The sequence below is a fragment of the Faecalibacillus sp. TM498 genome (assembly GCF_020589955.1).
GTDB lineage: Bacteria > Bacillota_I > Bacilli_A > Erysipelotrichales > Coprobacillaceae > Faecalibacillus > Faecalibacillus intestinalis.
Window position 1 is genome coordinate 1 of the sequence record NZ_JAJDKB010000040.1, and the last position, 24969, is coordinate 24969.

Sequence of the window (24969 nt, forward strand, 5' to 3'; positions counted from 1 at the left end):
TACTCCGCCTAATAATTTAGAGCGAACCTCTAAGCACCGGATAATTTAATATACCTAAATTATAAATGTTGATTATTAACTCTAATATTTTATAATTATTTCAAATTCTTATGAGAGGTGATTTTAAGATGGATTTTCTTATATCTTTAGCAATCTCATTTTCTTCTCTTATAGTTGCAGGGATTGCTAACATTATAATTTCTTGGTTAAATAAAAAAATTGGTGTTTTTGATAAGGCGTACTATTTAAAAAGATACGATTTTTACAAAAATTTGTACCTTAAATACTGTGTAAAAAATTCAAATTGGAAAATTATATCAATTGATTTGAATAATGATTTTAATAGTCTATATGATAATCTATCAAACGACTTAATATATATCGGTCCTAAATTAAGAAATTATTTTCTTTTGAATAAAAAATGTATATCAAAAGAAACTGAAAAAATGAACCCAATAAATTTTATTTATAAAAATAAATTCCTTCACGGATGGTATGTTTCTACAATTATTTCCGAAATATATAAAGAATACAATTATTGTTGTAATATCTTAGGATATAGAACATATAAAGGTTATTATTATATTGCCAATTCATCTCTATTCATTTCAATTTTAACAATTACATTTCTTTATAGTGTTCCTAATTTACATGGTATTATCACAGATACTCAATATATATATTCTATCATTATATCAATTATATTATTTATTATTAGTATAACTATATTTATTCTAAATAAAGATTATTTTGCAAGATATTAATAATATAAACTTTTTAATACAATTACTTGCGTTAATAAAATAATCATTTTCAAAGAACCGAAATATTTTCAGTTCTTTTTCTTATACTCCATAACCATAGATAGATTTACTATTTAAATTATAACTTTTTTCTCTAACCTCATCTTTGCTATTACCTTCTATAGTGAATACTTTTCCATTTTCGACTTTTTCAACAATACCTACATGATCTGTATGACCATCCTGCTGCCAATCAAAAAATATAATATTTCCTGTCATTGGTACATAAGATTTATCTTCCCATCTATTATTTTTCTTATACCAATTTTCTCCATCTGTACATAGAGAAAATTTTGGTACTGAACTATCATCTAACATTCCACTTTCATTTGCGCACCATGATACAAAAATGGCACACCAATTTACTTTTTTATTAAATCCATACCATGTCCAATATTTACTTCCACTTGTTGTTCCAACTTGTGACTTTGCAACTTCTACTATATTGTTATTTCTGATATGGTAATATCTTAAAACATGTGCAACATAATCAGGATCACCATAAACATTTGTTTTTAATTTTGCCTTCATTTCATCAGAAAACACCTTTGCATTTGCTCTAGTATATCCTCCAAAATGTTCATTTGCCCAACTTATATATCCGTTTCCATAATTATATCCTTGAAGGGCTAATGATATATGCTCGATATCTCCACTTGAGGATACTTTTGCATCATTTAAGCAACCAGCTAAATGTTGTATTCCCACCTTAATGGAATAATCAGCATCTGTTATTCCGTTATGCACTCTTGGATATTTTTCATTAAATCCACATTCTGATGACTGCATAGGGTCATTTCCCTTTCCTCTGCTTTCTTGCATCATTACTGCCTGTATCAAAGAAACATAATCACCAATCCCACTTTCCAACGCATATTTTTCAATCACTGGTGTATAAGCTATTACTTCCAAACTAAGTCCTTCTACAGATGTATTTACACTGGAATCATCTGACAAAGCAGAAAATACTCCAATAAATAAAACAATCACTATTAGAATAATCATTCCTGTTCCATAAGAAATCAAATGATTCATGATTGCTATTGGCTTTTTTACAAAACTTATCAGTTTTTTTATAAAATCTATAATTTTATTACCTGAATATTTCATCGTGGTTGTTCTATTGAACTTATTTAATGATTTTCTATATTTGTTCAACATTCTTGATTGACTTATTGTCTGATTCGACAAAGTTTGATTAATTGTGTTCGATAAATTACCATTTGTTCTGGGATTAATTTTGTTTTTAGTTGTCAATTTAATTTTTTTTAATTTGATATTACCCTTTTTTGTACTGTTTTCCTTTATAAGCTTTTCACTTTTTCTTTTTTGGTTTCGATATTTCTTTATTTTTATTCTAGTACTAACAAGTGTTTTTTTACTTGTACCTTTGATTTTATTTATTGCATAATTTGACTCCTTATTTTCCTTTTCATCCTGTACATTATTTTTTGTATTGATACTTTGCTTTTTATTAAAAGAATCTAGCATCTTTTTCTTATCAAGAATCTTAATATCCTTAATTGTTTCTTTTGTCTTAATATTCTTTATCATAAACAGTTATCAAAACTCTTATCTTTTCTAGATTTATAATATTCAGGATATCTTAATTTTATTGACTCCATAAAAAAAGAACTGTATTCGCATGAAAACAGTTCATAAGCTGTTGAAGCTTTTGCATTTTTTTCATCTACATAACCATTGAACAAATTGAAACCCATCAGCGCTGTATTAATTGATCCTGAAGTATGCCATGATTTATCTAGTCCTGACAGTTTAATACTGTTTCTATTAAAATCATAAAGATCATTAATATGCTCTCTGCAATCTTTATCAATGGTTAATGTATAAAATAGCGATTGATGATAAACATCATTAATTCCACTTTTTTCTATAGCTAAATGATATGCTTTTTTATGTTCATTGTTAAAATACTTCATTATGTTCTCCTCACTATCTTATTTTTTCTTTCATTTTATTTTTTATTGATTTTTCTGCCGCCTTGCTTTCTAAATATTTTATTTCACTTTTTACAGACTTTTTATCTATATTATCCACTCGATGAATCATCTTTGAAGTTTTTACAATCATTTTTTCTAAATTAGACAGCATTGAACGTGATGTTCTTTGAATAAAATTCATTTTATTCATTTCCGATCTTTTATTAACTGGTGGCTTCCCCATAATAATTGCTCCGATATTTTTAAAATTCATCTTTGTATTTCTTAATTCATTAGTAACAGCATCACATTTATTTATAAGTAGATGTGTTTTATTAACACATTTAAAAAGTGACCTATGGAATTTTCCAAGAGCCACTTTAAAATGTGAAATTTCAATCGTTTTGATAACTGCCTGTTTACCATGTTGTTTAAACTGATTCACACATTCTTTTACTGAAGATAAAATATTTGATTTTATATCACTTAATTGTTTCTTTCCATTATCTACTGTCTTTTTTATATCTTCAGTTATACTTTTCATAGTTTCTCGAATAGTTGGATTTTGTAATTGTTCTATTGTATTCTTTAATTCTAAGACTTCACTTGTCATATAATCTATTTTCTTTTCCATATTTGAAATATAATCGAGTAATTCTTTAGTTTCATTTATTTTATCCTCTTTATGTTCCTTATAAAGCATCTTAAAATATTCACTAATATAAGGATCATTGTATATTGCTGGTAATTGTTTATCCATAATGGTTTCTCCTTTCATGAAAAGCGAAAAGATATGTATCTATATCATTTCGCTTATATTTAATATTATTTATTTTTTTCTGATGGCTTTGTTGACATCAATTTATATAACAATGTATTTTTTGGAAATCTATTTATAAAAGGTACAATGTTTCCACCATACTTAATTAATCCACATCCTGATTGCGCATTAGTTATATAACTTAACTGTTCATCAGAAATATTCAGTAATTTCGCAAGCTTTTCTCTATCTTGATATGACTGATTTAACATAACAACAAACTCACTGTTAGAAAGCATCGTACTTGCATGAACACTATCTAACAAATATTCAACATTCTGTGTAATTCCAATAGGATAGCCATCTCTTTTTCTAAATTGTCTCCATGCTGAGTTAAAGAAAGAAGCACTCTCTTCATTTTCAAAAACCACATGAAATTCATCAAGAATGATATGGGTTCTTTTACCTTTTCGCCAATTTTCATTAATACGGTTAATCATCGCATCCGTGATTACTAATAGTCCCATTGTCTTTAACTGTTTTCCAAGTTTAAAAATATCATACGATACAATTCTGCTTGAAGTATTTACATTTGTTTGGTGTGCAAATGCATCTAATGAGCCGTCCGTAAACAATTCAAGTTTCAAAGCCAAACTTCTTGCTTCCATTTCAGGTTGTTCTAACAGCTTCTCTCTCAACGTAACAAGTGTAGGCATTTTCCTTGTTCGATAATAATCCTGAAATACCAAAGTTACACATCTATCAATAATCGACCTGTCTACTGGTTTAATTCCATCTCTATCCAACTGTTCAAATAACGACATGATAAATTGTGACTTATCTCCAACTGGATTACCACTGTCACCATAGCCTTCTAGCATATCCATAGCATTAATATGATTTTCACTTCCTGCTGCAATCGTTATAACTTCTCCTCCCAACTCTTTAACTAAAAGTGAATACTCTGCTTCTGGATCACAAATTATAATATCATCTTGAGTTGCAAGAGCTAAAAATACGATTTGTTCCTTTGTTAAAAAGGATTTTCCAGAGCCGGGTACTCCTAACTGAAAGGCATTAGGATTCATCAATTTTTCTTTATTGCACATAATTAAATTATTTGTAATAGCATTTTGTCCAAACCAAATACCACCATCATCAACAACTTCCTGTGCTCTAAACGGGATAAAGACAGCCATGCTTTCTGTAAGCAATGTTCTTACAATATTTAGTTTATTTGTTCCGATTGGTAAAACACTTGATAGACCATCTAGCTGTCTACTTGCAAAAAACAATATATCCAATTCACACATATACTTTCTAGCAACTGCCATAAGTGCTTCTGTATCGTTATTAAGTTCTTCTAGGCTATCAGCTAAATGAACAATTGTCATACATCCCAACATCATACGTTGATCCCTTACTGTTAAATCATCTAAAAATTCTTTGCTCTCTTTTCTTTGAAGTTCCATATCATAAGGAATTACGGCACTGAAATTGTTATTAGCGTTCTGTCTTCTTTGCCAATTTGTAATATTAGTTTCAACACCTAGCCATTTTCTTTCAACTTCTTTTACTGCCTCATCTGTTGGAACTGTAATAATATCCATTGAATACATAAGATTTTTATTTAGTGAACAAAGTTCTGAAATAAAACTGTCTTTTACATATCTTGCATACTCACTTAAATACATAACTCTTCCATACTTATCTCCTAATTGAAAATATTTATCATGAAATTTTGGCATTTGCGGACAGATGGCATCTTTAAAATGATGCCCCTTTCTCATTGAATCATCCATATCAAATGAAAACTGTTCTTCATGTCCGTTTCTATAAAAATCATGAAGGATTTTCAATCTTTCAATAGCATCAAGTTCTTCTAATTGAGAACCCAATTTAGAAAAATGAGATGATAATTCTACAGTTACCCTTGAAAAGAAATTTCTTGCTTCTTCTACATTCTTTTTAAAGGCAGTTATTGTTATATACTTTTCTTGAGTAATTCCATCTGCTCCAGATACTTTTTCTAATAACATATCATTATATTCTTTTCGATATTTATCAAGATGATCATTTCTTAATGGAATTAAAATCTTTTCTTTGAACTCTTTTATATTAATTTTTCTATTATTGATTGTAATCTTTGTCATTGTTGAACTATCTAATGAATTAAGCAATTCACTATAATTCAAAAACAATCCAACCTTTTCATCCTTTGAAGCAATTGAATAATTAATATCCTTAAACCTATATGTTTTAGAATATTTGTTCTTAGAACAAAAAATACCATCTTTATAGATGGTATCAATATCAATTAGATCCTGTGCACTTTTGGGAACGCTTATTTTTTCTTTATTTTGTTTTTTTAATCTTTCGTAGCTTTTTATCATTTGAATCAATAGACTCCTTTCTTTTAATTTCTAAAAATTCTTTTAAATATTCGTAATATAAATTTTGTGGTTTAAATATCAAATTATGTTGTTTAATCAATAATGAACGTATCGCACATACAACAATCTGTTCCGCATTCATTCCTTGAAATCTAATAAATCCAAGTGCTGCAAATGGTGCAGCTGAAATCATACACAACCAACTTGTTATCTCCATTCCTAAACAATCAATGAATAAAAAATAAAATATAACTGCCATTACACACGCAAAAAAAGAAAAAAGGCATTGTCTTAGGGATAATCCCAAGAAAATGCCTTCCGTATATTCTCTTATTTCTTTATTAATTTTTACTTCCATAAATCCTCCTGTTCTATTGAAATATATGAAAATTATTGTTTTTTAACATTCTTACATATTTTTAAATTTAGAAATTCATTTCTAATTTTTGAATATTGTTCTCCTTGTTTTTTCCATTTTTTTATATATTTTGATGTTTCTAGAACTTCTTTCAATGAATGATTTTCAAAATAATTGATTTTCTTTTTTGAATTAAAATCACTTTTAGTATAATTATTGAATATCACATATATTTTATCCTGTATATCCTCTAATTCCTCTCCATAATAACATTCATTATAGTTTTTAAATATCGTTCTAAGTTGATTTTCTAAACGCAATATTGTTTCGTAAGGTATGCTATAATCCATAATCTCTCCATCTTTTTCAACAGGTACAATATGTGTTCTAATTTTATTACACTTTAATACATACAAATAGTATTTACAAAGACATTCTGCCTGTGCATCTTCTTCAGTATTCTTATACATAATTTCATAATTATTTCTTAACTCTATCAAAGTATTTTTTTCTTTTTTTCTTAAATATCGAATATTATAATTACCCATTAATTGCTCGAATTTTTCATAATTATCTTTATTTATTCCATTAGATAAAAGACTACAGAGTGGAACAATTACAGACATTTCTAAATTCTCTCTATTTCCTTTTTTATAATAATATTTTGAAATAACTAAAGATATCAAACCTGATACAATTATTGAAAATAATGTAAAAAGATTAGCACATTCATTTTTTAGTAGCCATTCTATCATATTGCTCCTCCTAAAATTTCTTACGTTTATATTATTATTTTAGTAAACTTGTTTAGTTATTACAATCCCATCATTTCTTTAACAATTCGATCTGACATTTTTACCGTACCAACTAAAATCAGCATATTGAAAATAAGTTCTCCAATGTAGCTCCACAACATTGAAATTGCACTCACTTCACTGTCTACAACTGGTGGTGACCCCGCAAATTGTGAAAAAATAATACAGGCTAAAACTATAATTGCTCCTTCTAGACATACACCCACATAAGACTTAATAAACGTTATCGCTACTGACTGTGTACTTTCTCCTGCAGCAGTAGAAAGCGGCACAGGAGAAATGGCCGTATACATATACAATTTAAAGAAACGACCATAAACAGTAAGTATGAGGACAAAGGACAAAATCGTAATGAAAATACCACCTAAAAGTGTTACCGCCCAAACAGGTATGCTTTCCAAAAATCCACATTCCTCTACTGCATCTATAATTTCTTGAGGAATAGTAGTAGATGTTGCTGTTCCAACACCTACTGTTGTCATAATTTGAGAGGTTATACCTTGCACAATCTCAAATAATTTTGTCATCAATTCCATTCCATAAACAACTAGCCCTCTTGCAATTGCAAACCTTAAAAACAAACGAATTGCCTGCTCGGGTCGCTTTATCTCGTTTAGATTACTGCATGTCTTTACCATTCCTACTGCAAAGAAAAGAACAAGAAGTGCTAGTCCAATGGCTTGCAAACCTCCATGTATCTTCACAATCACATTCCAAATATTTCCGCCTTTAAAGTTTTGAGGTGTCTGTGTTAGTAACAACCATATTTCTGCGAGTTTCTCATTCCATGTATTGATTGCATTTGTTAAGTTATCAATAATACTACCCAATATCTATCACCTACCTTACTTATTTAAAATCACTATCCTGTAATTGTATTTAAAATTTCTTTTGCAAAGGTAATGACGATGCCTCCTGCTACAGTTAAAAATCCATTTGCTCTTTGTGATGGATCATGACTTTTTAAACTCAATCCTAACTGTACAATTCCAAACCCTAAAATGATCATTCCAATAGCTCTAATTAAACTAAAAACAAAAGTTGAAAGATTGTTAACAACTGTTAATGGATCTCCATCTGCATAAACTTGAATTACCTTGAAATTCATTAAAAAGATATTAAGTGCATAAACAAAAAATATCTTCATTGTTCTTTTGTATTTTTTTAAATATTTTCTCATTTGTTTTTCTCCCTTCAAAATAAAAACAGCTTTATTTCTAAAGCTGCTTTCCTATTTACTATTTAGTTGTTTAAAGTAGTTGTCCATATCTTCATCGCTCAATAATTCATACTCTCTATCGCTCAATAAAATATTTTGCCAGTCATCAATTGAATATTTGATTTTACCATGTAGATATGGTTTTGCATTTCCATCCGTAGTTTCATTTATTCTTGGATGTTTCAAAATATCATACTTCTTATCAAATACAGGTCTTTCTCCTCTAATAAAAAGCAATCCATAATCATTATCTAACAATCTAACCTCATCTGGTGTAAGTAATTCTCTTCCAGCCTGTTGATAGTTTGTTGAATAATTTCCTGACCTCCCACTTGATTTACCGTAAGTATTTGTATCAAGTGTCTCTTTTCCCAAATATTCTGACATGAATTTGTGTGTACTCTGTTCATTTCCACCAAGATAGTATAATGTATCACAATTTCCTACGATACTTTCCCAACTATCTTTATAAAGTCCTTTGATTTGAGCAAGATTCTGTATAATGATTGAAACAAAAATAAGTCGTGATCTCATTGTAGAAAGCAATTTATCAAATTCATCTGGTAAAGCCACATTCGCAAATTCGTCCATAAGAAAATGTACTGGTATTGGTAAAGCACCACCGTGAACAATATCCGCTTGATAATACAACATTTGGAAAAGCTGCGTATAAAGCATACCGATAAGAAAATTGAATGTTGAATCATTGTCTGGAATAACCGCAAAGATTGCTGTTTTTCTTTCTCCCACCAAATCAAGTTCCAACTCATCTGTTGCAGTTAAACTAGCAATGCTTTCCAAGTTAAAAGCTGATAAACGCACACCTACAGAAATAAGAATCGATTTAGCAGTTTTCCCAGTAACAAAATGTCAATAGTTTTTTAATCACTTTTTTTCGAAAGTGGGCAAAAAAATAGAGCATATGGATTTTTCTTCATATGCTCTACTTTCATATTAATTTTTAGATCATAAAACTGAAATTTGTTGTTCTTCATTCAATTCTAATGTTTACTGGACTTACTGTGATATTTCCAGCTCCCTCTACTGTGTACCACTTACCTTTTTGTAGTTTAATCTTTTCTGATACACCAGATGTAATGTATCCTACCGTGTATGTTTCGCCAGTCTCAATATCAGTAAATATCACATCTGTATCACAATCACCGCTTACTCTAATAGTTTCAAACAGTGGTTGTATTTGTTCTGACTTGAATGCAACTCCGTTTCTCTCTGCAAGTGTGAAAGTATGCGTCCTTTGAATACCAGTATAAAAAAGAATTGCAATCACAATTACCACTATTAAACACGGAATGAGCCATTTCCTTTTCATCTAAAACACCTCCGCAACTTCAAATTTTCCAGCTCGACAAGCTGGAAGTTGTCGCTTCAAGGGTTATTCTTTTCTAAATAAATTAAATATCACTTGAATAACCAATGCTATGGCACACCCTATCGCTGCTCCAGCTATCACAATAAAAAAACATTCATCTATGCGAAATCTATTTGCTGTAAAAGACCAAATTCCCGCTATGGTTGCAAATATTAGCGCAAATCCCAAATACAGAGAATACATTGTTTTTTTGTTGGTCATACTAACAGGCTCTATACCTTTGAGGATATAGTCTGTTGTGACTTCAAAGAGTTCGCTCATGATAATAATTTTTTCTATATCGGGTGTACTTTGTTCACTTTCCCATTTTGAAACTGCTTGTCTTGATACCCCCACTTTGTCCGCAAGTTCTTCTTGAGAAAGTCCTTTATTTTTTCTCAAACATTGTATTCTATCTGCTATATTCATAGTTAGACTCCTTTCTTGTTTGGTGAAATTATAGCAAAACTATTGGTTGCATAACCACCATTTAGAAATGGAAATTCGTCAACTGACAGTTGCAACTGTGTTTTTCATCAAATTCTAATTTGCACCTTTTCTATCAATTCCATCACAAAAGCAAACATTACTGTTTTCATGATGCCATTATAGTATTTTAACCATCCAATATGCATCTGCGTATGTACCATCTTTATATTTCATATTATGCGGAAATGTGCCCATTTTCTCAAATCCTATTTTCTTGTACAACGCTATTGCCCTATCATTATCTGCAACCACTTCAAGTTCGAGTTGCTCTATTCCCTTTTCTTTTGCAATCTCGCAAAGAAGTTCAAGCATTTTCCTTCCTATCCCCATTCCTGTATACGCTTGAAATAGAGCAATTCCAACACTAGCTCTATGACGATATCTACTGGGAGCATTCCCCATCAAAGAACAATTACCTATATACTTACCATTAAGAAAAGCCAATAGCATTAGGTTGCCCTCTGATTCATTTTGATTCCGAATAAAGTTTTTTTCTTGTTCAATGGTTAGCGTAATTTCTTCTGGTTCTTTAACGAGAAATCTTGTTTCACCACAGGTTTGCTTTAAATAATCTATCAGCATTTCTGCATCCTCTTCTCGTGCATTTCTAAGCCTTAATTCCGTTCCATCTAATTGTATAACATATTCTTCTATATACATCCTTTTTCCTCCATCAAATTTCACAGCTCGACAGACTGGGATTTATTTATTTTCTCTATTGGAACGATACCTTTTCAGATTCACGATAAATGACACAATCCATACAACCGAACAAAGGACATTCAGTACAAACAAGAAAACTGACTCATTATAGGTTTTTAAAACAATTTCAAGTACAACCCTGATTGTCCAGATAACGGCAGCTAACCCGACAAGTATTACAGCAGCAAGGCTTGTTTTTTTCATATCATGCCTCCTCCCCATTAAATTCTAATTTTCCAATTTAACAAACTGAGATTTACGAAAATCTTTTTTGAATCCTATACAACCATATCCCAGCGACAACAGCTATAAATAATATAAATATAACCGCAATAGAAATGGCATAATCTTTCGATAATACAACTGCAATCACTCCAGAGAATAAAACACAAATTCCTATCAACAAAACAGGCTTTCCTAATGCTTTCGCATATCCTTTTTTGTCATTTGTGGTTTCAAATACTTTACCATGAACAGAAGAGTAATTTCCTTTTAACAGAGAAATACTAAAAAATATGAGAAGAGCAGAACTGAACCACATCATTATACTAAAACCTATCATAATATCTTCCTCCATCAATTCTAATTTTCCAATTTAACAGTCGAGTAGACTAAGACCTCTCAATCTTAGCCCCTCACAGATCCGTACGTGCGGCTTTCCCGCATACGGCTCCTCATAGTAACATTCGCTTCAATATAAACAATAGTACGTTTTAGGTTTTGCTAACGGGTAATACTTGAGCATTTCCACAAATCCATTCCATGTGTATGCCCGTCTACAACCTCTCCGATTCATGGCTTTGAATAGAAACTGTTGTACTCTATGCAGGAATGTTGTTATCTTCCGAAAATTCCATGTAACACCATAATACCGATAGTGTCCAATTAGTTTTACGTTCAACTCTTTAATTATTTCTCGCATTGGTCGATTTCGATTATCGTAAATCCAGTTCTTGTACGCTCTAACCTTTTGCTCAAACTTCTTTCTTGAAGTCTGTACCTTTGGCACGAAACCTCCCTTTCGAGTTTTGCTACAGTAGAAGATAAACCCCAGAAAATCAAATGTTTCAGGCTTACATTCTCCTCTCGCTCTACGATTCTGCTCTGCAAATCTCCCAAATTCAATTAGTCTGCTTTTACTACTTTCCAGCTCCAGTCCAAACTTTTCCATTCGTTCCTTTAACTCTTTATAGTATCTTTCAGCTTCTGACTTATATTGAAATCCTGCAACAAAATCATCCGCAAAGTTGACGAGAAAACACTCTCCCTGCATTTCCCTTTGCACCACCAGCTTAAACCACAGCGTCAGCACATGATGCATGTATATATTTGCAAGCATCGGACTCATTACTGAGCCTTGTGCCGAACCTTCCTCTGTTGGCTCGAATTTTCCTTGCTCCATTATTCCTGCTTTAAGGTATTTACGTATTAGCCACAATAAGTTCTTATCCTGTATATTCCATTCAAGGAACTTCATCATCCAATCATGGTCGATATGGTCAAAGAAACCTTTGATATCGGCATCTACGATATAGCTGATTTTTCCATAACTTATCCGTTGGTATACTTCTTTTATTGCTTCGTGACACCCCCTATTCAGTCTGAATCCATACATGCAGTTTAGGAATCTCGGTTCATAAATAGCTCCCAGTATTTTCTTCACTGCCATTTGTACAATCTTATCTTCATAGGAAGCAATCCCTAATGGTCGTTTCTTTCCATTTCCTTTAGGTATATATACCCTCAGTGACGGAAGTGGCTTAAAGGATTTGTTTTTCAACCTCTGTACCAGTTCCTTGATATTTCTATCAAGGTTCTTCCCATACTCATCCTTAGTTACCTTGTCAATTCCGACTGCTTTGTTCCCATCTAATTCCTTATGGCATTGCTTTAGCATATCTTCATTTATCAAGTGGTACACTGATGTAAATATAGGATGTTTTGATGTTGCCGATATCTCAGCTATTCTTACTAATTTCGTTTCCATTATTTCCTCCGTCCCTGAGTACGGATAATGTGTCCTCAGTAAGACCTTTACTATGCAATCCCCTTCCCTCCATCGGCATTGCCCGATTTCTACAGTACTATGGGATTGTCCGACCACCTACCATTCATTTGAAATCCTCCGTTTTCAGTTGCAACTTCATACTCTTCTTCGAGAAATGGCAGGTTCTCCCCAGTTGATGTGTATTCATAATGTAAAACATGATTGGTTCTCTGACTCCGCAGTGCCACATAACACTCGCCATATCGCATTATATGATATTGTCTTCCGCACCAGTTAAGACGTCGACCGACTGAAGTTAACGTTTCGAAGCTCAATCACTATTCAATCCTGCTTTCTTGCTGTCTACGCTTGTCAGATGCCGTTACCAGCATCATCCCAAGACTCGCTATTATCTGGTTGGCTAAACCTTGGATAAACCGGAATCCCACCGGCTTGACTACACACCCTTAGCTGGGCGCACAACTGGAATTTATCTTTCTTTTCGCTTGTCCTGCCCTAATGCAATAAATCCAGCGGTAACAGCAAGGGGAAGCATAATATCATGTTCGCCTAATGGGTCTGTTACTATGGAATAAATCAAAAACACCGTACAAACCAGCAATACTGCCAATATAATCCCACGAACAATTTTTCTTGTTTCCATTGCATAACGCTCCTTTACAACTTCAAATTTTTCAGCTCGCAAGCTGGAAGTTATCAATCATCTTTTTTACTATGATTTTTTTGTATGTAACAGCCTATAAGACCCCCAATTGCCAAACCAATAAGTCCCCCTAATGTGTCACTTAAATTCTTTCCAATAACATATCCAACTGCAACCCATATATACCATTTACACATGATATCTGATACCTTCAAATCATTCATGATAATTTTCCTCCCCAAATTCGATTTGTTGCTCAAATCATATCACATTCTCAAACATATCTCAATTCCAATTGTCTCTGTCCCCATCTATTGCATTGCCTTTCGGCTTGCTTCTGCAACCAGCATCCGGTTAATCTTTTCTTGCATGGTTTCCTTTGCATCTTCATTGAAATGATAGCGGACAACATATACTGTCTGCCCGATTTTCTTTGTAAATGTGTTTCCTTCTGTTTTTTTATTCATCATTTTTTTTTTTTTTTCCATAATCATCTATTTCCTTTCTTTCCTGTGCCCGACAGAGAGAGGTTTGCTTCTGTCCCTGCCGGGAGTTTATCGGCACGCTGACAACGCAAGTGTCAACATGGGGTTTGAAACTTTTTTCGGGTAGTTATTTCTGTTTTCCAAAATACTATTGAAAAGTTTTTTGAATGTTCTTGTTGACACCTGTTAAAAAGTAGCTGAAACACCGGTAAATACAAAGGATTTTGGTGTCAACAAAAATGTCAACAAGCAATAAATTTCCGGGTAATCAGTAGCCTTTCGGCATCAAAATCAGCCTTTCTCTCTGTCGGGCAGATCAAATGGCAGCTCCAACTGTTCTGCTTTCGTCAGCTTTGTAAATCCATCTTTATCCGGTTCGTTGCCACCCTCTTCTTCTGCTCCTTCCCTGATCCAGCTTCTCTGTCTGCCATATCCTTCCTTTGAAAATCTGTGGACTCCGGCTCTCTTCCAGCCAGTGATCTGCGTATCCATAATAGAACAGATCTCATTTGTCTCGAATTTTTTCGGCTCCCGGTCAAAATGGTCAAAGGCTTCTTTCCAGATCTGGACGGAACATACATGACTACCTTTATAAGCGTCCAGCCAGCCTTGTATCATTCCTGCCATCGTATCTTCCTGTGTGAACTGTTTTCGGTATTCACTGATCTCCTGCTCCATTTCCTTTGAGAACTTCAACAGGCTGCTCTTATTCTCCGTTGACCAGTAGATTTCCATTGCTTCTGCCCACAACTGGTCAAAATAGGATCTGGCTTCTTTTTCATCATCGAGGATATGCTTCTCTGCCTTACTGCTGTCTATGGCAATCGGCAGGAACCGTCTTGCCCCAGTACGGTCAAAAGGAATGAACTGCCTTGTGTTCGTTGAACCTGCAAAGATACACTGACGCTTCCGGTCTTCCTCATATTTATCATAAGGGTTCCGGTAAGTGTCTTTCTGTCTGGTCAGGAATGACTTGATTTCCTCATTGCTCTTTGCACTGATTGCAGCAATCATCTCCGACATTTCCATAATCCAGTGTCCCCGGAGATGCTCGTATATCTTACTGTCATTCAACTGCTTCAGATCATCAGAAAACCAGTCATCGTTCAATGCAAGAAAACGGAAAAATGTGGATTTTCCGGCTCCCTGCTGACCTACCAGGCAAAGCATTTCATCTGCTTTACAACCGGGACGGTAGATTCTGCTTAATGCTTCCATCAGGAAGTGCTTCACAACCTCATAGACAAAATCCGAAGCATCTGCCCCCATGTACCGTTGCAGGACATAACGGATTCTCTCCTGCCCGTCCCACTCCAGTTGTTCCAGATACTCACAGATCGGGTGGTATGCCCGGCTGTTGGCTTCTATACGGAGTGCCTTATCCATACATTTTTCACTTGTGAGTTTGTAATAGCATTCAAAGAAATAGTAGAAATAAGTCCTGCCATCATCATCCAACTTGCAGACTTCCTCATTCCACCAGAGTTTTTTTACAATATCAATCCTGCCTGTCAGCTTGTTGTATTTCATACTCTCACGCACAAGCGGATCATTTCTCAGCACAACCATATAATTTCCAACCGTTGCTTTCGCAGTTCCTTTCTGTGTATATTCCAGCATCTGTTTCACTTCATCGACTTTGCTTTTATCTACCATCCGGAGCATTTCTTTCATGGCATCTTTCTGTTCTTTTGTGGCGATCTCCTTTATCTTCTCTTTCGCATTGCTCAATCCGCTCCACCTCCTTCCATTTTTCTTTTACAAGTGCTTCCTTATCTGCCCTGTCCCCAAAGAGCAGGATATCCAGATAATACTCAACAACTGACAACTCCCTGAGCGCAGTCATAAACTTTTCATGCCATTCTTCTGTCCGTGTTTTTGGTGCATACTGTTCTTTCCATTCCAGAAGCAGGCTCAGATAATCCAGATAGGCTCTCAGGCATCTCAGATGTTTTTTCTGCCAAAGTTCTTCTGGTGTCGGCTCTGGCTTTTTTGCCGAAACGCTTCTCCTGTTCTGCGGTGATCCCCTGTCCCTGCCGGAATAAGGAATCCCAAAATCATCTGCCAGCTTCATGGCTGCATCTTTCAATCCAATGTCAAACAGTTGTGCCGTAAAATCAATGGCATCTCCTGTACAGCCACACCCGAAACAATAATATCTCCGGTCAACTTTCATGCTGGGTGATTTGTCATTATGGAAAATGCAGCGGATCAGTCCGCTCCTGTTGGGCTTTAACCCATACCTCTCCGCAGCCTGCCGGACGGTCACATTCTGTTTTACTTCATCAAATAATCCCAATTCGTTTCCTCACTTTCTTAAATCTGCTTCCCAAATCTAGGAAACAAGTTTTCACAAAAAACAAAAAAGCACTTTGTCCTGTCCTTACGGAATCAACAAAATGCCCTTATAGTTCCAGATCACTGGAATGTGATCTTCCTTTATTCAGTTGTTTTCTCTCTGCCTCTTCTCTTTGAATCTTTGCTACGTTCAATGCAAGTTTTTCTCTGATTGACGGCTTCACTTCTTTTTTGATTTCTTCAACAACGGCTTTTTTCTTCTCTGGCTGTTTTAACTGACGGACAACCCTCACAACAGCTTTTTCCATCGCATATTCGATTTTTTTAATCAGACCGTCCAGCCTGTTTATCGCATATTCCTTTTCTTTTCGTGATGCCTTACGTTCCGGACTCTGAATCCATCTCTTAGAATCTTCCGCAAGACGAATGTCATCTTTTCTGGTAGCCCGCATTGTTTCCTCTGCGACTTTATCCACAGCCTTGTCATAGGCTTCACTGGATACTTCGTCAAGCAAGGTTTCCACATCTTCAATACGGAGGGTAAGCTGTTTCAGTTCCTCTCTCTGCTCTTCAATCAGCTCGCCCTGACTTAGAATCCGGTCAGAATTGGAAATGAAATTTTCTTTAAATTCTTTTTCCTGCTGTTCTATTTTTTCTTTCTGTGACTGGATAACCTTTTCATTTGCCCTGACATGTTTTGACTGCCTTGCAAGTTCCAGATGATTCGCATTGACCTTATCCCTTTGCTGATTGAGCATTTCCTGCTGAACCGCAATCTCTTCTTTCTGCTTCATTCGGATATAGTCCTGTTTCTCCAGATACTGCCTTCCTCCATAGGACGGTTCTTCGTCAATTTCCAGTCCATGACGTTTGCAGATATCCAGGAACATTGTCCGGCAGGCAGAATCAAAAACAACCTTACGGTTATTTGTCTTTGATCTTTTCTTTTCCGGATTCGGAAGTTCAAAGCCAAGTTCTTCCAGTGCCGCTTCCTGTTTCGGTTCAATCTCCCCATACCGGTTCGTAGCATCGAATACATGACGCTCATGAATATGCGGAGTTGCTTCGTCCATGTGCAGTGACCAGTCAATGATATGCACATTAGAACCAAACCGCTCATCGAACTCTTTCTTGAATTCATCAAAAACCAAAACCAGCGTTTCCACAGAAGCGTGTTCATCTATCGTCCCAAGCTGATAGATACTTTCTTCCGGACAGGTCTTTTTATTTTTCAGAACATCTTCCACCCCTTTACATCTGTCGGGATGTCTTGCTTTCTCATGACGTTTATTCTGGTTAATCACATAATCGCTGTAATGATCCACATAGTATGCCATCTCAATCTGGTTAAAAGAAAAATTATCCTCTTTTCCCCGGTCTGCCATTGTGGTATATCCCTGATAGCAGTCCCAGTAAATATTCTGACGGACACGTTCATTGTCAATATGCTCACTGTGTTCCGGGTCAAATCTCCGGTCATTGTGAAGCGGATTGTAAACACCGTCTTTCCCAGATCTGCCGTTATGCCTTGTGCCTTTCAATTCACATCTCTCCTTTTTTCAAGTTGTTTCCCCGGAGGGGATTGCAGCGAAGCTGCCAAAAGTCTCTGTCCCCGTTACAGACAGTACCCAGTACCATATGGCGAAACGCCATATCACTGGGCAATGGCTGCCGCCCTTAACCTGCTAAGGGCTTTGCCCCTTAACCCCAGCAAGATGCTGCCGCTCTTTGCAATCTGGGCACAAAGGACTTCCAGCCCTCTGTACTCCCAGCAGACAAAACGTAACTCCTGCCGCTGTCCCTTCAGCATGATCTCCGTTCCGTCTGTTTTTCAAAAATCCTCTGCATCGGATTTTGTGAAAATATAAAAATGGGTAAAACAAAGGGCACTAACTTTTTACGGTTAATGCCCTTTCCTTTACTCATTCACTTTTCAGATAATTCCTGTATGTATCATTCTGATAATTGCTTCAGAACCATTTTAACAGTCTTCCTAAGTTTCATTCCGTCCCTCAGTCCCAACCGGTAGAAAAATTCTTCTGTCTCTGCTCCACTGTTAAATATCTGGTCGCAATATTTTGTAATGGTCTCTTCCTGTTCCTGTGGAAGTGTTGCGATCACTTTTTTATATTCTTCCTCAACTTCATCTGGTTCTGTCACAGACAGCTGGCTCAGTTTCCAGTCTGCATACTCTTTTCCCATATGTTCCGTTATGGTCAGGTTGATAAATTCTTCAATCTCTTTTGTAATCTTCATTTAAGAATCCTATTCCTTTCTCCAGTGGTCTACTCCATCAATCTGATTTTGAATGTTTCCAGCCACACCACTGCCCAGCCAGAAAGCACAGGCAGGATATAAAGTATAAAACCTGCCACAAGCATCCTGACCGCTTCTGTGCCTGTCTCCTGTCCGAATCCATACCCTAAAACTGCTGTAATGCAGATGATCCCCGACAGGATATGAAATACCGTTGCCGACAGCCATGTGAAGAACATAACCACCAGTTGTATCATTGTCAGGCATATACGCACTGGCAGTAATACGATTTTCACAATAATTCTTACAACAACCATGACTGTCCACCCCTTTCACTGTTTCAGATAACTACGATAGCTGTCTATCACAGAATCTGTCACACCGCTTTTGTAAATCTTTCGGATATCAACGATTTTTTCATCTTTCAAAAGTTTCAGCCAGTCCAGTAAATCTTTTCTGCTGTTTGCAAAATTACAACATCTTCCGTCTGCGTATTCAATCCGGTATCTCATAAGTCCCTCCTACACATACACCAGTTCATTTAAAATAATTTCATCTACCCGGCTTCTTGCATTGTTTGCCCGGCGAACCCATTCCATCTGATCTCTGCTTTTCAATTCTTTCGTAATGCCTTCCTGCTCCATAATCTGTTCCATGAGGAAATCCCTGCGTTCCAAACACTGCTCATTCAGATCTGCGAGATACGTCCAGAGCTTACCACTCAATGTCAGATAGGAATACAAGCCACTCTTGTAATCTTTCAGATAGTTTCTGTGAAGACTTCCATAAAAACCAATCTCTCTTTTCTCTTCGGGTACTGCGATCAGTGGCAGATAGATTTCCCCGACAAGGATATAATCCAGACCATTACTGTTATCGTGAATGATTCTTTCTAATTCGCTCATGCTGATGCAACTCCTTTCTTCGGTTCTGCTGGTGGAAGCAGTGATACCGGCACGAACACACCCTTTGCAATATCTTCCTGACGGATTTCCTCTTTTTTTGCATCCATCTCAGCTTTCTTTTTTGCCTTTGTCCGTTCATAGTATTCTTGCTGCTTGCCATTTGCTTTCCTTTTCAAGTAATTCTGATGAAGCCTGTCTTTTCTGGCTTCCCGCTTCTTCATTTCTTCAATTTCCTCTGGTGTCATTTCCACCTCACCGAAATGTGGAGGTAAATATTTCCCAATGAAGTTAAAATAGATTTCCACTTCCTGAGTTGTCTCAATGCTTCCTTTTCGGTCACGCTCATGAACCACAATCTTTTCTACAAATTCATTCAGCATGTAAGTGGTCAATTCCTCAAAATTTTGGTATTTATCAACCAGAGCAATAAACTTCTCCGCTGATCTGCGGCCTTCTTCATAGCCTGATAATTCAGCTTCCATATCTGCAATTTCTGCCGACAAATCTTTCTGTTCTTTAGAATACTGTCCGTCAAGAATCGCATAGCGTTCATCTGGCAGCTTGCCAAGAATATTGTCCTCATAAATTCTGCAGATCAGTTTTTCCAGTTCCTGCACACGTTTTTTTGCTTCTGCCAATCTGCTTTTCAATCTTGTGATCTCACTGGACTGCTGTGAAGTCTGTGCCTTTTTTACTGTTTCCAAAAATTCTTCACGGTTCAGCTGTGAATACTCTGCAACAGCCTTTAACAGTTCCTTAATCAGCTCCATAACCACATCTGCATTAATTCTGTGCTGTGTCTGGCAGAGTGTTCCAACCGGAACTTTAGAATATGCAGAACAGGTATATTGTGGTACTCGCTTGCCATTATTTACTCGATGTACATACATTTTGGAACCACAGTCTGCACAATACATCAGACCTGTCAAGGGGTGGGCTTCTCCCCATCCATCTGGGTACCTTCTCACATTGCTTCGGATTCTCTGCACATTGTCAAAAGTTTCCTGATCTATGATTGCTTCCTGCGTGTTCTCAAACACCGTCCAGTTATCCTCAGATACATAATGGCTTTTCTTATCCTTGAAATGTTTTCTGGTCTTGAAGTTCACTGTATGACCAAGATACTCTCTTTTCTTCAGAATACCTGCAACAGTAGAAGAGCCCCAGCCATAAGGATCTTTGATTTCTTCTACTCTGCCTTTCCATAATCCGGCATCTTTCTTTGCCATATGAACCGCTGGTATCTCAACCTTATCCTCTTTCAGTGCCTTGGCAATCTGATATGGTCCGTACCCGTCCATTGTCATGTGAAAGATTCTCCGTACAACTACAGCTGCTTCTTCATCAACAATCCATACATTCGGATCATCCTTGTCTTTCAGATACCCATACGGTGTTGTACTTGCCACATGCTTGCCGGATTTTCCTTTCGCCTTGAAAGTTGATTTTATCTTTTTACTGGTATCCCTTGCATACCATTCATTCATGATATTTCGGAATGGAGTAAAATCATCGTCCTCCCGGAAGCTGTCTACATTCTCGTTGACTGCAATCAGGCGGACATTCTTCTGTCGCAGCAATTCCATATATTGTCCGACTTTCAGATAATCTCTTCCCATTCGGCTCATATCTTTAATCAGAATCGTTCCGACTTTCCCCGACTCTACTTCTTTCATCATGGCAAGAAAGCCTGGGCGATCAAATCTTGTACCGGAGATACCATCATCAGTAAAATGAACAAGATTGGTAAATCCATGTTCTTTTGCATATTGTTCCAGCAGTTTCTTCTGGTTTGAAATACTGTTGGATTCCCCGTTTAATTCATCATCACGACTAAGACGTTCATACAACGCTGTCATGAATCCCTGTTTCTCTGTCATAGTCAGATGTCCTCCTTCCTTTGTTTATTAATTGCCTGTTCTCATCCCATATCCGTTCCTGTACCGGGTTCTGATGTTTCCGGGACGTATTAACCAGAAAAGACACGCTGAATGCCTATTCAGTTCTGGTATCACTACGGGCAGACTGTTTCGTTTTCAAGGTTCGTGTAAGAAGTAAAAAAGATTCTTACACTAAACGAAATGCTCAGAGGTCTTTTTACAGCCCCCTTACTGCATCTTTTTTGATTTCGTGTCATCTTTTTAAAGTTCCTTACACAATCTCTGTACTGACGAAACAAAATACGGACATGTTTTGAAATTGTTTTTTACAAAATACAATTTTGTTCTTTAAGGTAAAAAAATAAGCCTCAAGAGACTTTTTAATCATTTTGGAGCTCCAACTCTTTAAATTTGATTGATTAAGAAGTCTCTTCAAACTTACTACACCTGCCGCCTGTTTATAAATCTTATATTGCTTGAGGGCTAATGAATTTGGATTTCTTATTTCCAATCTTTCAAACAATTCATCTAGCGGACTTTGATATTCTTCATCATCTTCTTTTACTTCAGCAGCTGCAATCATTTCCATGACCATCGTGAAATTTTGTTCTTCCTCTGGTGCTTCATGTAAAAGGTAAAGACAAAGAGCTTCTAATAAAGCCGTTTCCGATTTTTCCCAAAAGGGGTCATTTGTCTGACTACCTTTAGGTGTAGTATTTCTTATAAGATTGGTTATAAGCTTTAAAACATCCTTATCATCCTTGATATAGCGAAACGGATTATAACAATGTGATCTGTTCATATTGATAAGATCAACAACTTTGATAACATATCCTTCTTTTTCTAAAAGATTTCCTACATCTCTGAGTTGTTCACCTTTTGGATCAAGAACCACAAAAGATGTATTGCATTGCATCAAATTAGGCTTACCAAAAAAGCGAGTTTTCCCTGCTCCACTTCCACCAATAACCAAAGTATTTAGGTTTCTTCTATGTCGTCTGCCATCCAGACCAATACGAACATTCTGTGAAAGTATCTTATTGGAATAGTAGTCCTTTTCAGCGTATTTTTTATTGACAGCTTTATTATTCGCCCATTTTGCCGAACCATACTCCTCATTTCTTCTATAGTTCTTCCTGTTATAGTAATAAGCCAAGTATGAAAAAGAATAGATTGATTCAGATATCAAGATACATTTAAGAGTATCCTGACATAATTCAAAAGAAAAAGGGCTATTCATTGCATCATTTAAGTAAATGATTGCTTCAAATAGTCCCTCATGGATGCAAGGAGCAACAAGAACTGAAAGCCACGCTATAAATACTGCTCCTACAAAATAAAAAACAAGTTCAACCTGTTTATCTTTCCTCATATGATTTTTTTGATTTGGATATGTCAGCTATTGCTGCCTTGTCCATAATCGATTCAATATAATCATAATCCTTATTTTCTTTTATTTGCTTGTCTCTTAAATTTCTTAAAGCAGTAATAATTATTCTTCTTTCAAAGTCCGTTACTCTAATCAAAACCGTTGGTTCTTTATTCTTAAATAACCCCATTAACGTTCTTCTCCTCTGCTTACACTATCTCTTTCTTGTTGCAATCTATAGATTCCTCTTTCAGCTCGATTGCACACTTCATCTGCAATACTTTTAATATTGCTTAATTCCTCTTTAGTATCTCGAGAATCCATTCCTTCAAAATAATTTTTTACTTCATTTGCAAAATCAACGTTTGAAACTGGAATGTTCAATTTTTTACAAAGAATATAGGCAGCACTTTTTACCATAAAGGCATCCTCTGTTCTGTCAACATTTCCATATTGGCTTTCAAATTCTACATAGCAATATTCCCTTGCTAAACCCTCCATTAAATCTGTCGGACTCATCCCGTCTGCATAGTAGATCATTTGATTATCTGGAGAGTATTGTACTAGTGAACCATTTTCAGTATTGTCAACCATTTGCATTTTAACAGGTGATTGATAAACTAAACCGCTGATGATTTCTCTAACAGACAAATTTTGTTTTTTCATTCTGTATGGTCTGTTTAATTGAGAAATATCAAAAACATATTTAACATCATAGTTGGTTCTTATCACGCCATCATTTCCTTGATATTCACCTTTAGGTTCTAATATTCCAATTCCTTTTACTCCTTTTTTTACATACTTTTTTTCTTCTACCCAACGATTGTTATCTTTTAACAGTGTTGCTTGTGGACATTGTGCCATGACCAAGAGTGTATTAGTAACAGTATAACCAAATTTTGATTGCATTTCTAAATAGTTCAGATAATTTTGTGGAGAAGAAACAACTTCATGTGTTTGCTTCTCAGCCATATCATAAAGATTCTGTCTTTTTTGTTGTTTTTGTTTGGCATATTCCTCTGGAGGAATTCTAGGTTTTTCTTCAACTTTCTCATTAGCTGCATTGTTTAATAAATTATATATATCACTCATATTTTATCTTACCTTTCTTTTTATCTTTTTCTTACGTTGAGGCTGTTTATGACGTACCCTATTTCTTTGTCTAACTGTTTGTTTAGGTTTAGACTTTTTATTTCTATTTTTTATCTCATCTAGTTCTTTTTTTACTGATGGTCTTTTATTGATACCTTCCTCCATTGAGATATGCTCGAACTGATTTTCGCCTCTCGTTTTCGTTCGAGCCATAGACGGGTTTTGCTCTTCTTTCATTGAATCCAATAAAGAAGATACCAACTCATCATGTTCTTTTTCAGTTAACGGTTTGACATCTTTGAATTCATCAGGCTGTTTTGCAAGTGCTGCTTTTCTCATTGCTTCAGTATCAATAGTTGCAAGTTCATATTTATCTACAATCCTGCTGATTTTTGCTGCATCTTCAGCTCGTACCATAATATCGCATATTCCATCCGTATTATTTCTTTCTTTTAATACAGAATAAAGAACACCATAACGTTTTGCTTCTTCACAAAACTTTTTCAAATCTGAATGATGCACAGCAAACACTTTAAGTTCCTTTCCAGACTTCAACATATTAGCTAGTCTTGTTTTTCCTTTAACCTTTTTCTTATCTGTTAAAATTGCATAAAGTGTTACTGCTAAAGATTTAGAAGCCATTCCACCTGCCTTTAAAGCTACATTAGCTGCCATTTCTATTCCCTGCAGTGTCATCCTCACTGCTTGATCGGCTGTTTCTCCGCCAGCATTCATAAAGTTCCTCCTTCCTTAATAATTTCTTTTTCGTTCTTTTGAACTTCTTTCTTGTACTTTATTTTCTTGTTCCTTAACTGTTTGCAATTTATCTTTAATCTTTAAGGAACGTTGTTTGATACCTTCACATAATTTCACCTCCTTTCGATAATCCTTTATTTCTTTTGAAATTGTTTCGATATCTTTTTGAATCATTTCTTTTCTTTCAAGATTTCGGCATCTTTTGACCTTGTTATAAAGGCATCTTCTTTCCTTAACTAACTTTTCAATTTTGTTGCTCATTTTACTTTCATAATTTTCCAAATCCTCGATCGTATTGATTTTCTTTTTGCATAGAAAAGTTGTTTCTTCAGTAATCCTGTCCATATATCTAAGATCCTCCTTAAAAATAAAATGGGGCTGTAAAGAAACCTAATCTTTTGGATTAGGCATTCTTTATAGCTTTTTTTA

At 35.2% G+C, this 24969-nt stretch carries 31 protein-coding genes and 1 pseudogene; 1 reads left to right on the plus strand and 31 read right to left on the minus strand.

All coding sequences use genetic code 11. The features are described 5' to 3' along the window. The first annotated feature begins 128 nt into the window (after nt 1-128). Nucleotides 129-764, plus strand: coding sequence for a hypothetical protein (locus LJD32_RS11230; protein ID WP_227392417.1), 636 nt, complete (start codon nt 129-131; stop codon nt 762-764). 81 nt (nt 765-845) lie between these two features. On the opposite strand, the gene LJD32_RS11235 is transcribed toward LJD32_RS11230, so the two are convergent. The 31 genes and pseudogenes from LJD32_RS11235 to LJD32_RS11385 all read right to left on the minus strand — a co-directional run bounded on the left by LJD32_RS11235 (nt 846) and on the right by LJD32_RS11385 (nt 24885). Then, a complete protein-coding gene (locus LJD32_RS11235; protein ID WP_227392418.1) occupies nt 846-2357 on the minus strand; it encodes a lysozyme family protein in 1512 nt (503 codons plus the stop codon). Continuing rightward, nucleotides 2354-2743: a DUF6075 family protein gene (locus LJD32_RS11240; RefSeq protein ID WP_118470697.1), complete on the minus strand. Its 390-nt coding sequence runs from the start codon at nt 2741-2743 to the stop codon at nt 2354-2356. The genes LJD32_RS11235 and LJD32_RS11240 overlap by 4 nt, the downstream gene beginning before the upstream one ends. Before the next feature lie 13 nt (nt 2744-2756). Continuing rightward, complete coding sequence (locus tag LJD32_RS11245; protein ID WP_118470696.1) at nt 2757-3503, minus strand: DUF6674 family protein; 747 nt, start codon at nt 3501-3503, stop codon at nt 2757-2759. Nucleotides 3504-3568: 65 nt separating this feature from the next. After that, on the minus strand, nt 3569-5896 hold the full coding sequence (locus LJD32_RS11250) for a VirB4-like conjugal transfer ATPase, CD1110 family (protein ID WP_227392419.1): 2328 nt from the start codon (nt 5894-5896) through the stop codon (nt 3569-3571). Beyond that, nucleotides 5859-6254, minus strand: a complete 396-nt coding sequence (locus LJD32_RS11255) for a PrgI family protein (RefSeq protein WP_227392420.1) — start codon at nt 6252-6254, stop codon at nt 5859-5861. Before LJD32_RS11255 ends, LJD32_RS11250 begins: the two co-directional genes overlap by 38 nt. A 32-nt stretch (nt 6255-6286) precedes the next feature. After that, a complete protein-coding gene (locus LJD32_RS11260; protein ID WP_227392421.1) occupies nt 6287-7009 on the minus strand; it encodes a hypothetical protein in 723 nt (240 codons plus the stop codon). Nucleotides 7010-7068: 59 nt separating this feature from the next. Then, complete coding sequence (locus LJD32_RS11265) at nt 7069-7899, minus strand: hypothetical protein (RefSeq protein ID WP_195941271.1); 831 nt, start codon at nt 7897-7899, stop codon at nt 7069-7071. A gap of 32 nt (nt 7900-7931) precedes the next feature. After that, complete coding sequence (locus LJD32_RS11270) at nt 7932-8177, minus strand: glutamyl-tRNA amidotransferase (RefSeq protein WP_227279869.1); 246 nt, start codon at nt 8175-8177, stop codon at nt 7932-7934. Between the two features lie 123 nt (nt 8178-8300). Next, a pseudogene (locus tag LJD32_RS11275) lies at nt 8301-9146 on the minus strand (VirD4-like conjugal transfer protein, CD1115 family); the annotation flags it as partial. Between the two features lie 133 nt (nt 9147-9279). Next, nucleotides 9280-9618, minus strand: coding sequence for a hypothetical protein (locus LJD32_RS11280; protein ID WP_118573148.1), 339 nt, complete (start codon nt 9616-9618; stop codon nt 9280-9282). Nucleotides 9619-9681: 63 nt separating this feature from the next. Next, nucleotides 9682-10086, minus strand: coding sequence for a helix-turn-helix domain-containing protein (locus LJD32_RS11285; RefSeq protein WP_227392422.1), 405 nt, complete (start codon nt 10084-10086; stop codon nt 9682-9684). 177 nt (nt 10087-10263) lie between these two features. Further along, the gene (locus LJD32_RS11290; protein WP_155177808.1) at nt 10264-10806 is read right to left on the minus strand and encodes a GNAT family N-acetyltransferase; all 543 of its coding nucleotides are present in this window, start codon (nt 10804-10806) and stop codon (nt 10264-10266) included. Nucleotides 10807-10848: 42 nt separating this feature from the next. Beyond that, a complete protein-coding gene (locus LJD32_RS11295; protein ID WP_177969050.1) occupies nt 10849-11052 on the minus strand; it encodes a hypothetical protein in 204 nt (67 codons plus the stop codon). A gap of 52 nt (nt 11053-11104) precedes the next feature. Continuing rightward, entirely contained in the window at nt 11105-11410 is a 306-nt protein-coding gene (locus tag LJD32_RS11300; RefSeq protein WP_227392423.1) for a hypothetical protein, read from the minus strand. A 129-nt stretch (nt 11411-11539) separates the two neighbouring features. Next, a complete protein-coding gene (gene ltrA / locus LJD32_RS11305; protein WP_227392424.1) occupies nt 11540-12835 on the minus strand; it encodes a group II intron reverse transcriptase/maturase in 1296 nt (431 codons plus the stop codon). A gap of 490 nt (nt 12836-13325) precedes the next feature. Continuing rightward, nucleotides 13326-13499 (minus strand): hypothetical protein, encoded by a 174-nt coding sequence (locus tag LJD32_RS11310; RefSeq protein WP_173812237.1) that lies wholly within the window; start codon nt 13497-13499, stop codon nt 13326-13328. Between the two features lie 53 nt (nt 13500-13552). Next, nucleotides 13553-13723, minus strand: coding sequence for a hypothetical protein (locus LJD32_RS11315; protein ID WP_173812235.1), 171 nt, complete (start codon nt 13721-13723; stop codon nt 13553-13555). Nucleotides 13724-13810: 87 nt separating this feature from the next. Then, on the minus strand, nt 13811-13987 hold the full coding sequence (locus LJD32_RS11320; RefSeq protein ID WP_227392425.1) for a transposon-encoded TnpW family protein: 177 nt from the start codon (nt 13985-13987) through the stop codon (nt 13811-13813). 288 nt (nt 13988-14275) lie between these two features. Beyond that, nucleotides 14276-15715 (minus strand): virulence-associated E family protein, encoded by a 1440-nt coding sequence (locus LJD32_RS11325; protein ID WP_227392426.1) that lies wholly within the window; start codon nt 15713-15715, stop codon nt 14276-14278. Continuing rightward, nucleotides 15630-16283 (minus strand): CHC2 zinc finger domain-containing protein, encoded by a 654-nt coding sequence (locus LJD32_RS11330; protein ID WP_158433345.1) that lies wholly within the window; start codon nt 16281-16283, stop codon nt 15630-15632. The genes LJD32_RS11325 and LJD32_RS11330 overlap by 86 nt, the downstream gene beginning before the upstream one ends. Nucleotides 16284-16389: 106 nt before the next feature. Next, nucleotides 16390-17823 carry a serine/arginine repetitive matrix protein 2 gene (locus LJD32_RS11335; RefSeq protein WP_158433344.1) on the minus strand — a complete coding sequence of 478 codons (1434 nt, stop codon included), beginning with the start codon at nt 17821-17823 and terminating at the stop codon, nt 16390-16392. A 412-nt stretch (nt 17824-18235) separates the two neighbouring features. Further along, entirely contained in the window at nt 18236-18538 is a 303-nt protein-coding gene (locus LJD32_RS11340; RefSeq protein ID WP_227392427.1) for a hypothetical protein, read from the minus strand. 29 nt (nt 18539-18567) lie between these two features. Next, entirely contained in the window at nt 18568-18855 is a 288-nt protein-coding gene (locus LJD32_RS11345) for a hypothetical protein (protein ID WP_158433343.1), read from the minus strand. A gap of 15 nt (nt 18856-18870) precedes the next feature. After that, entirely contained in the window at nt 18871-19050 is a 180-nt protein-coding gene (locus LJD32_RS11350; RefSeq protein ID WP_158433342.1) for a hypothetical protein, read from the minus strand. 9 nt (nt 19051-19059) lie between these two features. After that, the gene (locus tag LJD32_RS11355) at nt 19060-19443 is read right to left on the minus strand and encodes a TnpV protein (RefSeq protein ID WP_158433341.1); all 384 of its coding nucleotides are present in this window, start codon (nt 19441-19443) and stop codon (nt 19060-19062) included. Then, a complete protein-coding gene (locus LJD32_RS11360) occupies nt 19440-21323 on the minus strand; it encodes a recombinase family protein (RefSeq protein WP_173757422.1) in 1884 nt (627 codons plus the stop codon). The genes LJD32_RS11355 and LJD32_RS11360 overlap by 4 nt, the downstream gene beginning before the upstream one ends. Before the next feature lie 271 nt (nt 21324-21594). After that, nucleotides 21595-22695: a type IV secretory system conjugative DNA transfer family protein gene (locus tag LJD32_RS11365; RefSeq protein ID WP_227392428.1), complete on the minus strand. Its 1101-nt coding sequence runs from the start codon at nt 22693-22695 to the stop codon at nt 21595-21597. Next, on the minus strand, nt 22682-22882 hold the full coding sequence (locus LJD32_RS11370; protein ID WP_032089834.1) for a hypothetical protein: 201 nt from the start codon (nt 22880-22882) through the stop codon (nt 22682-22684). The genes LJD32_RS11365 and LJD32_RS11370 overlap by 14 nt, the downstream gene beginning before the upstream one ends. Beyond that, the gene (locus tag LJD32_RS11375; protein ID WP_227392429.1) at nt 22882-23784 is read right to left on the minus strand and encodes a hypothetical protein; all 903 of its coding nucleotides are present in this window, start codon (nt 23782-23784) and stop codon (nt 22882-22884) included. Before LJD32_RS11375 ends, LJD32_RS11370 begins: the two co-directional genes overlap by 1 nt. Nucleotides 23785-23787: 3 nt before the next feature. Beyond that, on the minus strand, nt 23788-24519 hold the full coding sequence (locus tag LJD32_RS11380) for a PcfB family protein (protein ID WP_118662137.1): 732 nt from the start codon (nt 24517-24519) through the stop codon (nt 23788-23790). Nucleotides 24520-24534: 15 nt separating this feature from the next. Beyond that, complete coding sequence (locus tag LJD32_RS11385) at nt 24535-24885, minus strand: hypothetical protein (protein WP_227392430.1); 351 nt, start codon at nt 24883-24885, stop codon at nt 24535-24537. Between the last annotated feature and the right edge of the window lie 84 nt (nt 24886-24969).

What these genes read in the sequence shown, in the direction of transcription:
- LJD32_RS11240 (WP_118470697.1), bottom strand. Translation starts at nt 2,743, where the DNA reads ATGAAGTATTTTAACAATGAACATAAAAAAGCATATCATTTAGCTATA.
- LJD32_RS11280 (WP_118573148.1), bottom strand. Translation starts at nt 9,618, where the DNA reads ATGAAAAGGAAATGGCTCATTCCGTGTTTAATAGTGGTAATTGTGATT.
- LJD32_RS11255 (WP_227392420.1), bottom strand. Translation starts at nt 6,254, where the DNA reads ATGGAAGTAAAAATTAATAAAGAAATAAGAGAATATACGGAAGGCATT.
- LJD32_RS11365 (WP_227392428.1), bottom strand. Translation starts at nt 22,695, where the DNA reads ATGAGGAAAGATAAACAGGTTGAACTTGTTTTTTATTTTGTAGGAGCA.
- LJD32_RS11270 (WP_227279869.1), bottom strand. Translation starts at nt 8,177, where the DNA reads ATGAATTTCAAGGTAATTCAAGTTTATGCAGATGGAGATCCATTAACA.
- LJD32_RS11310 (WP_173812237.1), bottom strand. Translation starts at nt 13,499, where the DNA reads ATGGAAACAAGAAAAATTGTTCGTGGGATTATATTGGCAGTATTGCTG.
- LJD32_RS11375 (WP_227392429.1), bottom strand. Translation starts at nt 23,784, where the DNA reads ATGAGTGATATATATAATTTATTAAACAATGCAGCTAATGAGAAAGTT.
- LJD32_RS11315 (WP_173812235.1), bottom strand. Translation starts at nt 13,723, where the DNA reads ATGAATGATTTGAAGGTATCAGATATCATGTGTAAATGGTATATATGG.
- LJD32_RS11350 (WP_158433342.1), bottom strand. Translation starts at nt 19,050, where the DNA reads ATGAGATACCGGATTGAATACGCAGACGGAAGATGTTGTAATTTTGCA.
- LJD32_RS11385 (WP_227392430.1), bottom strand. Translation starts at nt 24,885, where the DNA reads ATGGACAGGATTACTGAAGAAACAACTTTTCTATGCAAAAAGAAAATC.
- LJD32_RS11380 (WP_118662137.1), bottom strand. Translation starts at nt 24,519, where the DNA reads ATGAATGCTGGCGGAGAAACAGCCGATCAAGCAGTGAGGATGACACTG.
- LJD32_RS11245 (WP_118470696.1), bottom strand. Translation starts at nt 3,503, where the DNA reads ATGGATAAACAATTACCAGCAATATACAATGATCCTTATATTAGTGAA.
- LJD32_RS11285 (WP_227392422.1), bottom strand. Translation starts at nt 10,086, where the DNA reads ATGAATATAGCAGATAGAATACAATGTTTGAGAAAAAATAAAGGACTT.
- LJD32_RS11295 (WP_177969050.1), bottom strand. Translation starts at nt 11,052, where the DNA reads ATGAAAAAAACAAGCCTTGCTGCTGTAATACTTGTCGGGTTAGCTGCC.
- ltrA (WP_227392424.1), bottom strand. Translation starts at nt 12,835, where the DNA reads ATGGAAACGAAATTAGTAAGAATAGCTGAGATATCGGCAACATCAAAA.
- LJD32_RS11260 (WP_227392421.1), bottom strand. Translation starts at nt 7,009, where the DNA reads ATGATAGAATGGCTACTAAAAAATGAATGTGCTAATCTTTTTACATTA.
- LJD32_RS11360 (WP_173757422.1), bottom strand. Translation starts at nt 21,323, where the DNA reads ATGACAGAGAAACAGGGATTCATGACAGCGTTGTATGAACGTCTTAGT.
- LJD32_RS11230 (WP_227392417.1), top strand. Translation starts at nt 129, where the DNA reads ATGGATTTTCTTATATCTTTAGCAATCTCATTTTCTTCTCTTATAGTT.
- LJD32_RS11290 (WP_155177808.1), bottom strand. Translation starts at nt 10,806, where the DNA reads ATGTATATAGAAGAATATGTTATACAATTAGATGGAACGGAATTAAGG.
- LJD32_RS11235 (WP_227392418.1), bottom strand. Translation starts at nt 2,357, where the DNA reads ATGATAAAGAATATTAAGACAAAAGAAACAATTAAGGATATTAAGATT.
- LJD32_RS11250 (WP_227392419.1), bottom strand. Translation starts at nt 5,896, where the DNA reads ATGATAAAAAGCTACGAAAGATTAAAAAAACAAAATAAAGAAAAAATA.
- LJD32_RS11345 (WP_158433343.1), bottom strand. Translation starts at nt 18,855, where the DNA reads ATGGTTGTTGTAAGAATTATTGTGAAAATCGTATTACTGCCAGTGCGT.
- LJD32_RS11340 (WP_227392427.1), bottom strand. Translation starts at nt 18,538, where the DNA reads ATGAAGATTACAAAAGAGATTGAAGAATTTATCAACCTGACCATAACG.
- LJD32_RS11370 (WP_032089834.1), bottom strand. Translation starts at nt 22,882, where the DNA reads ATGGGGTTATTTAAGAATAAAGAACCAACGGTTTTGATTAGAGTAACG.
- LJD32_RS11355 (WP_158433341.1), bottom strand. Translation starts at nt 19,443, where the DNA reads ATGAGCGAATTAGAAAGAATCATTCACGATAACAGTAATGGTCTGGAT.
- LJD32_RS11320 (WP_227392425.1), bottom strand. Translation starts at nt 13,987, where the DNA reads ATGGAAAAAAAAAAAAAAATGATGAATAAAAAAACAGAAGGAAACACA.
- LJD32_RS11300 (WP_227392423.1), bottom strand. Translation starts at nt 11,410, where the DNA reads ATGATAGGTTTTAGTATAATGATGTGGTTCAGTTCTGCTCTTCTCATA.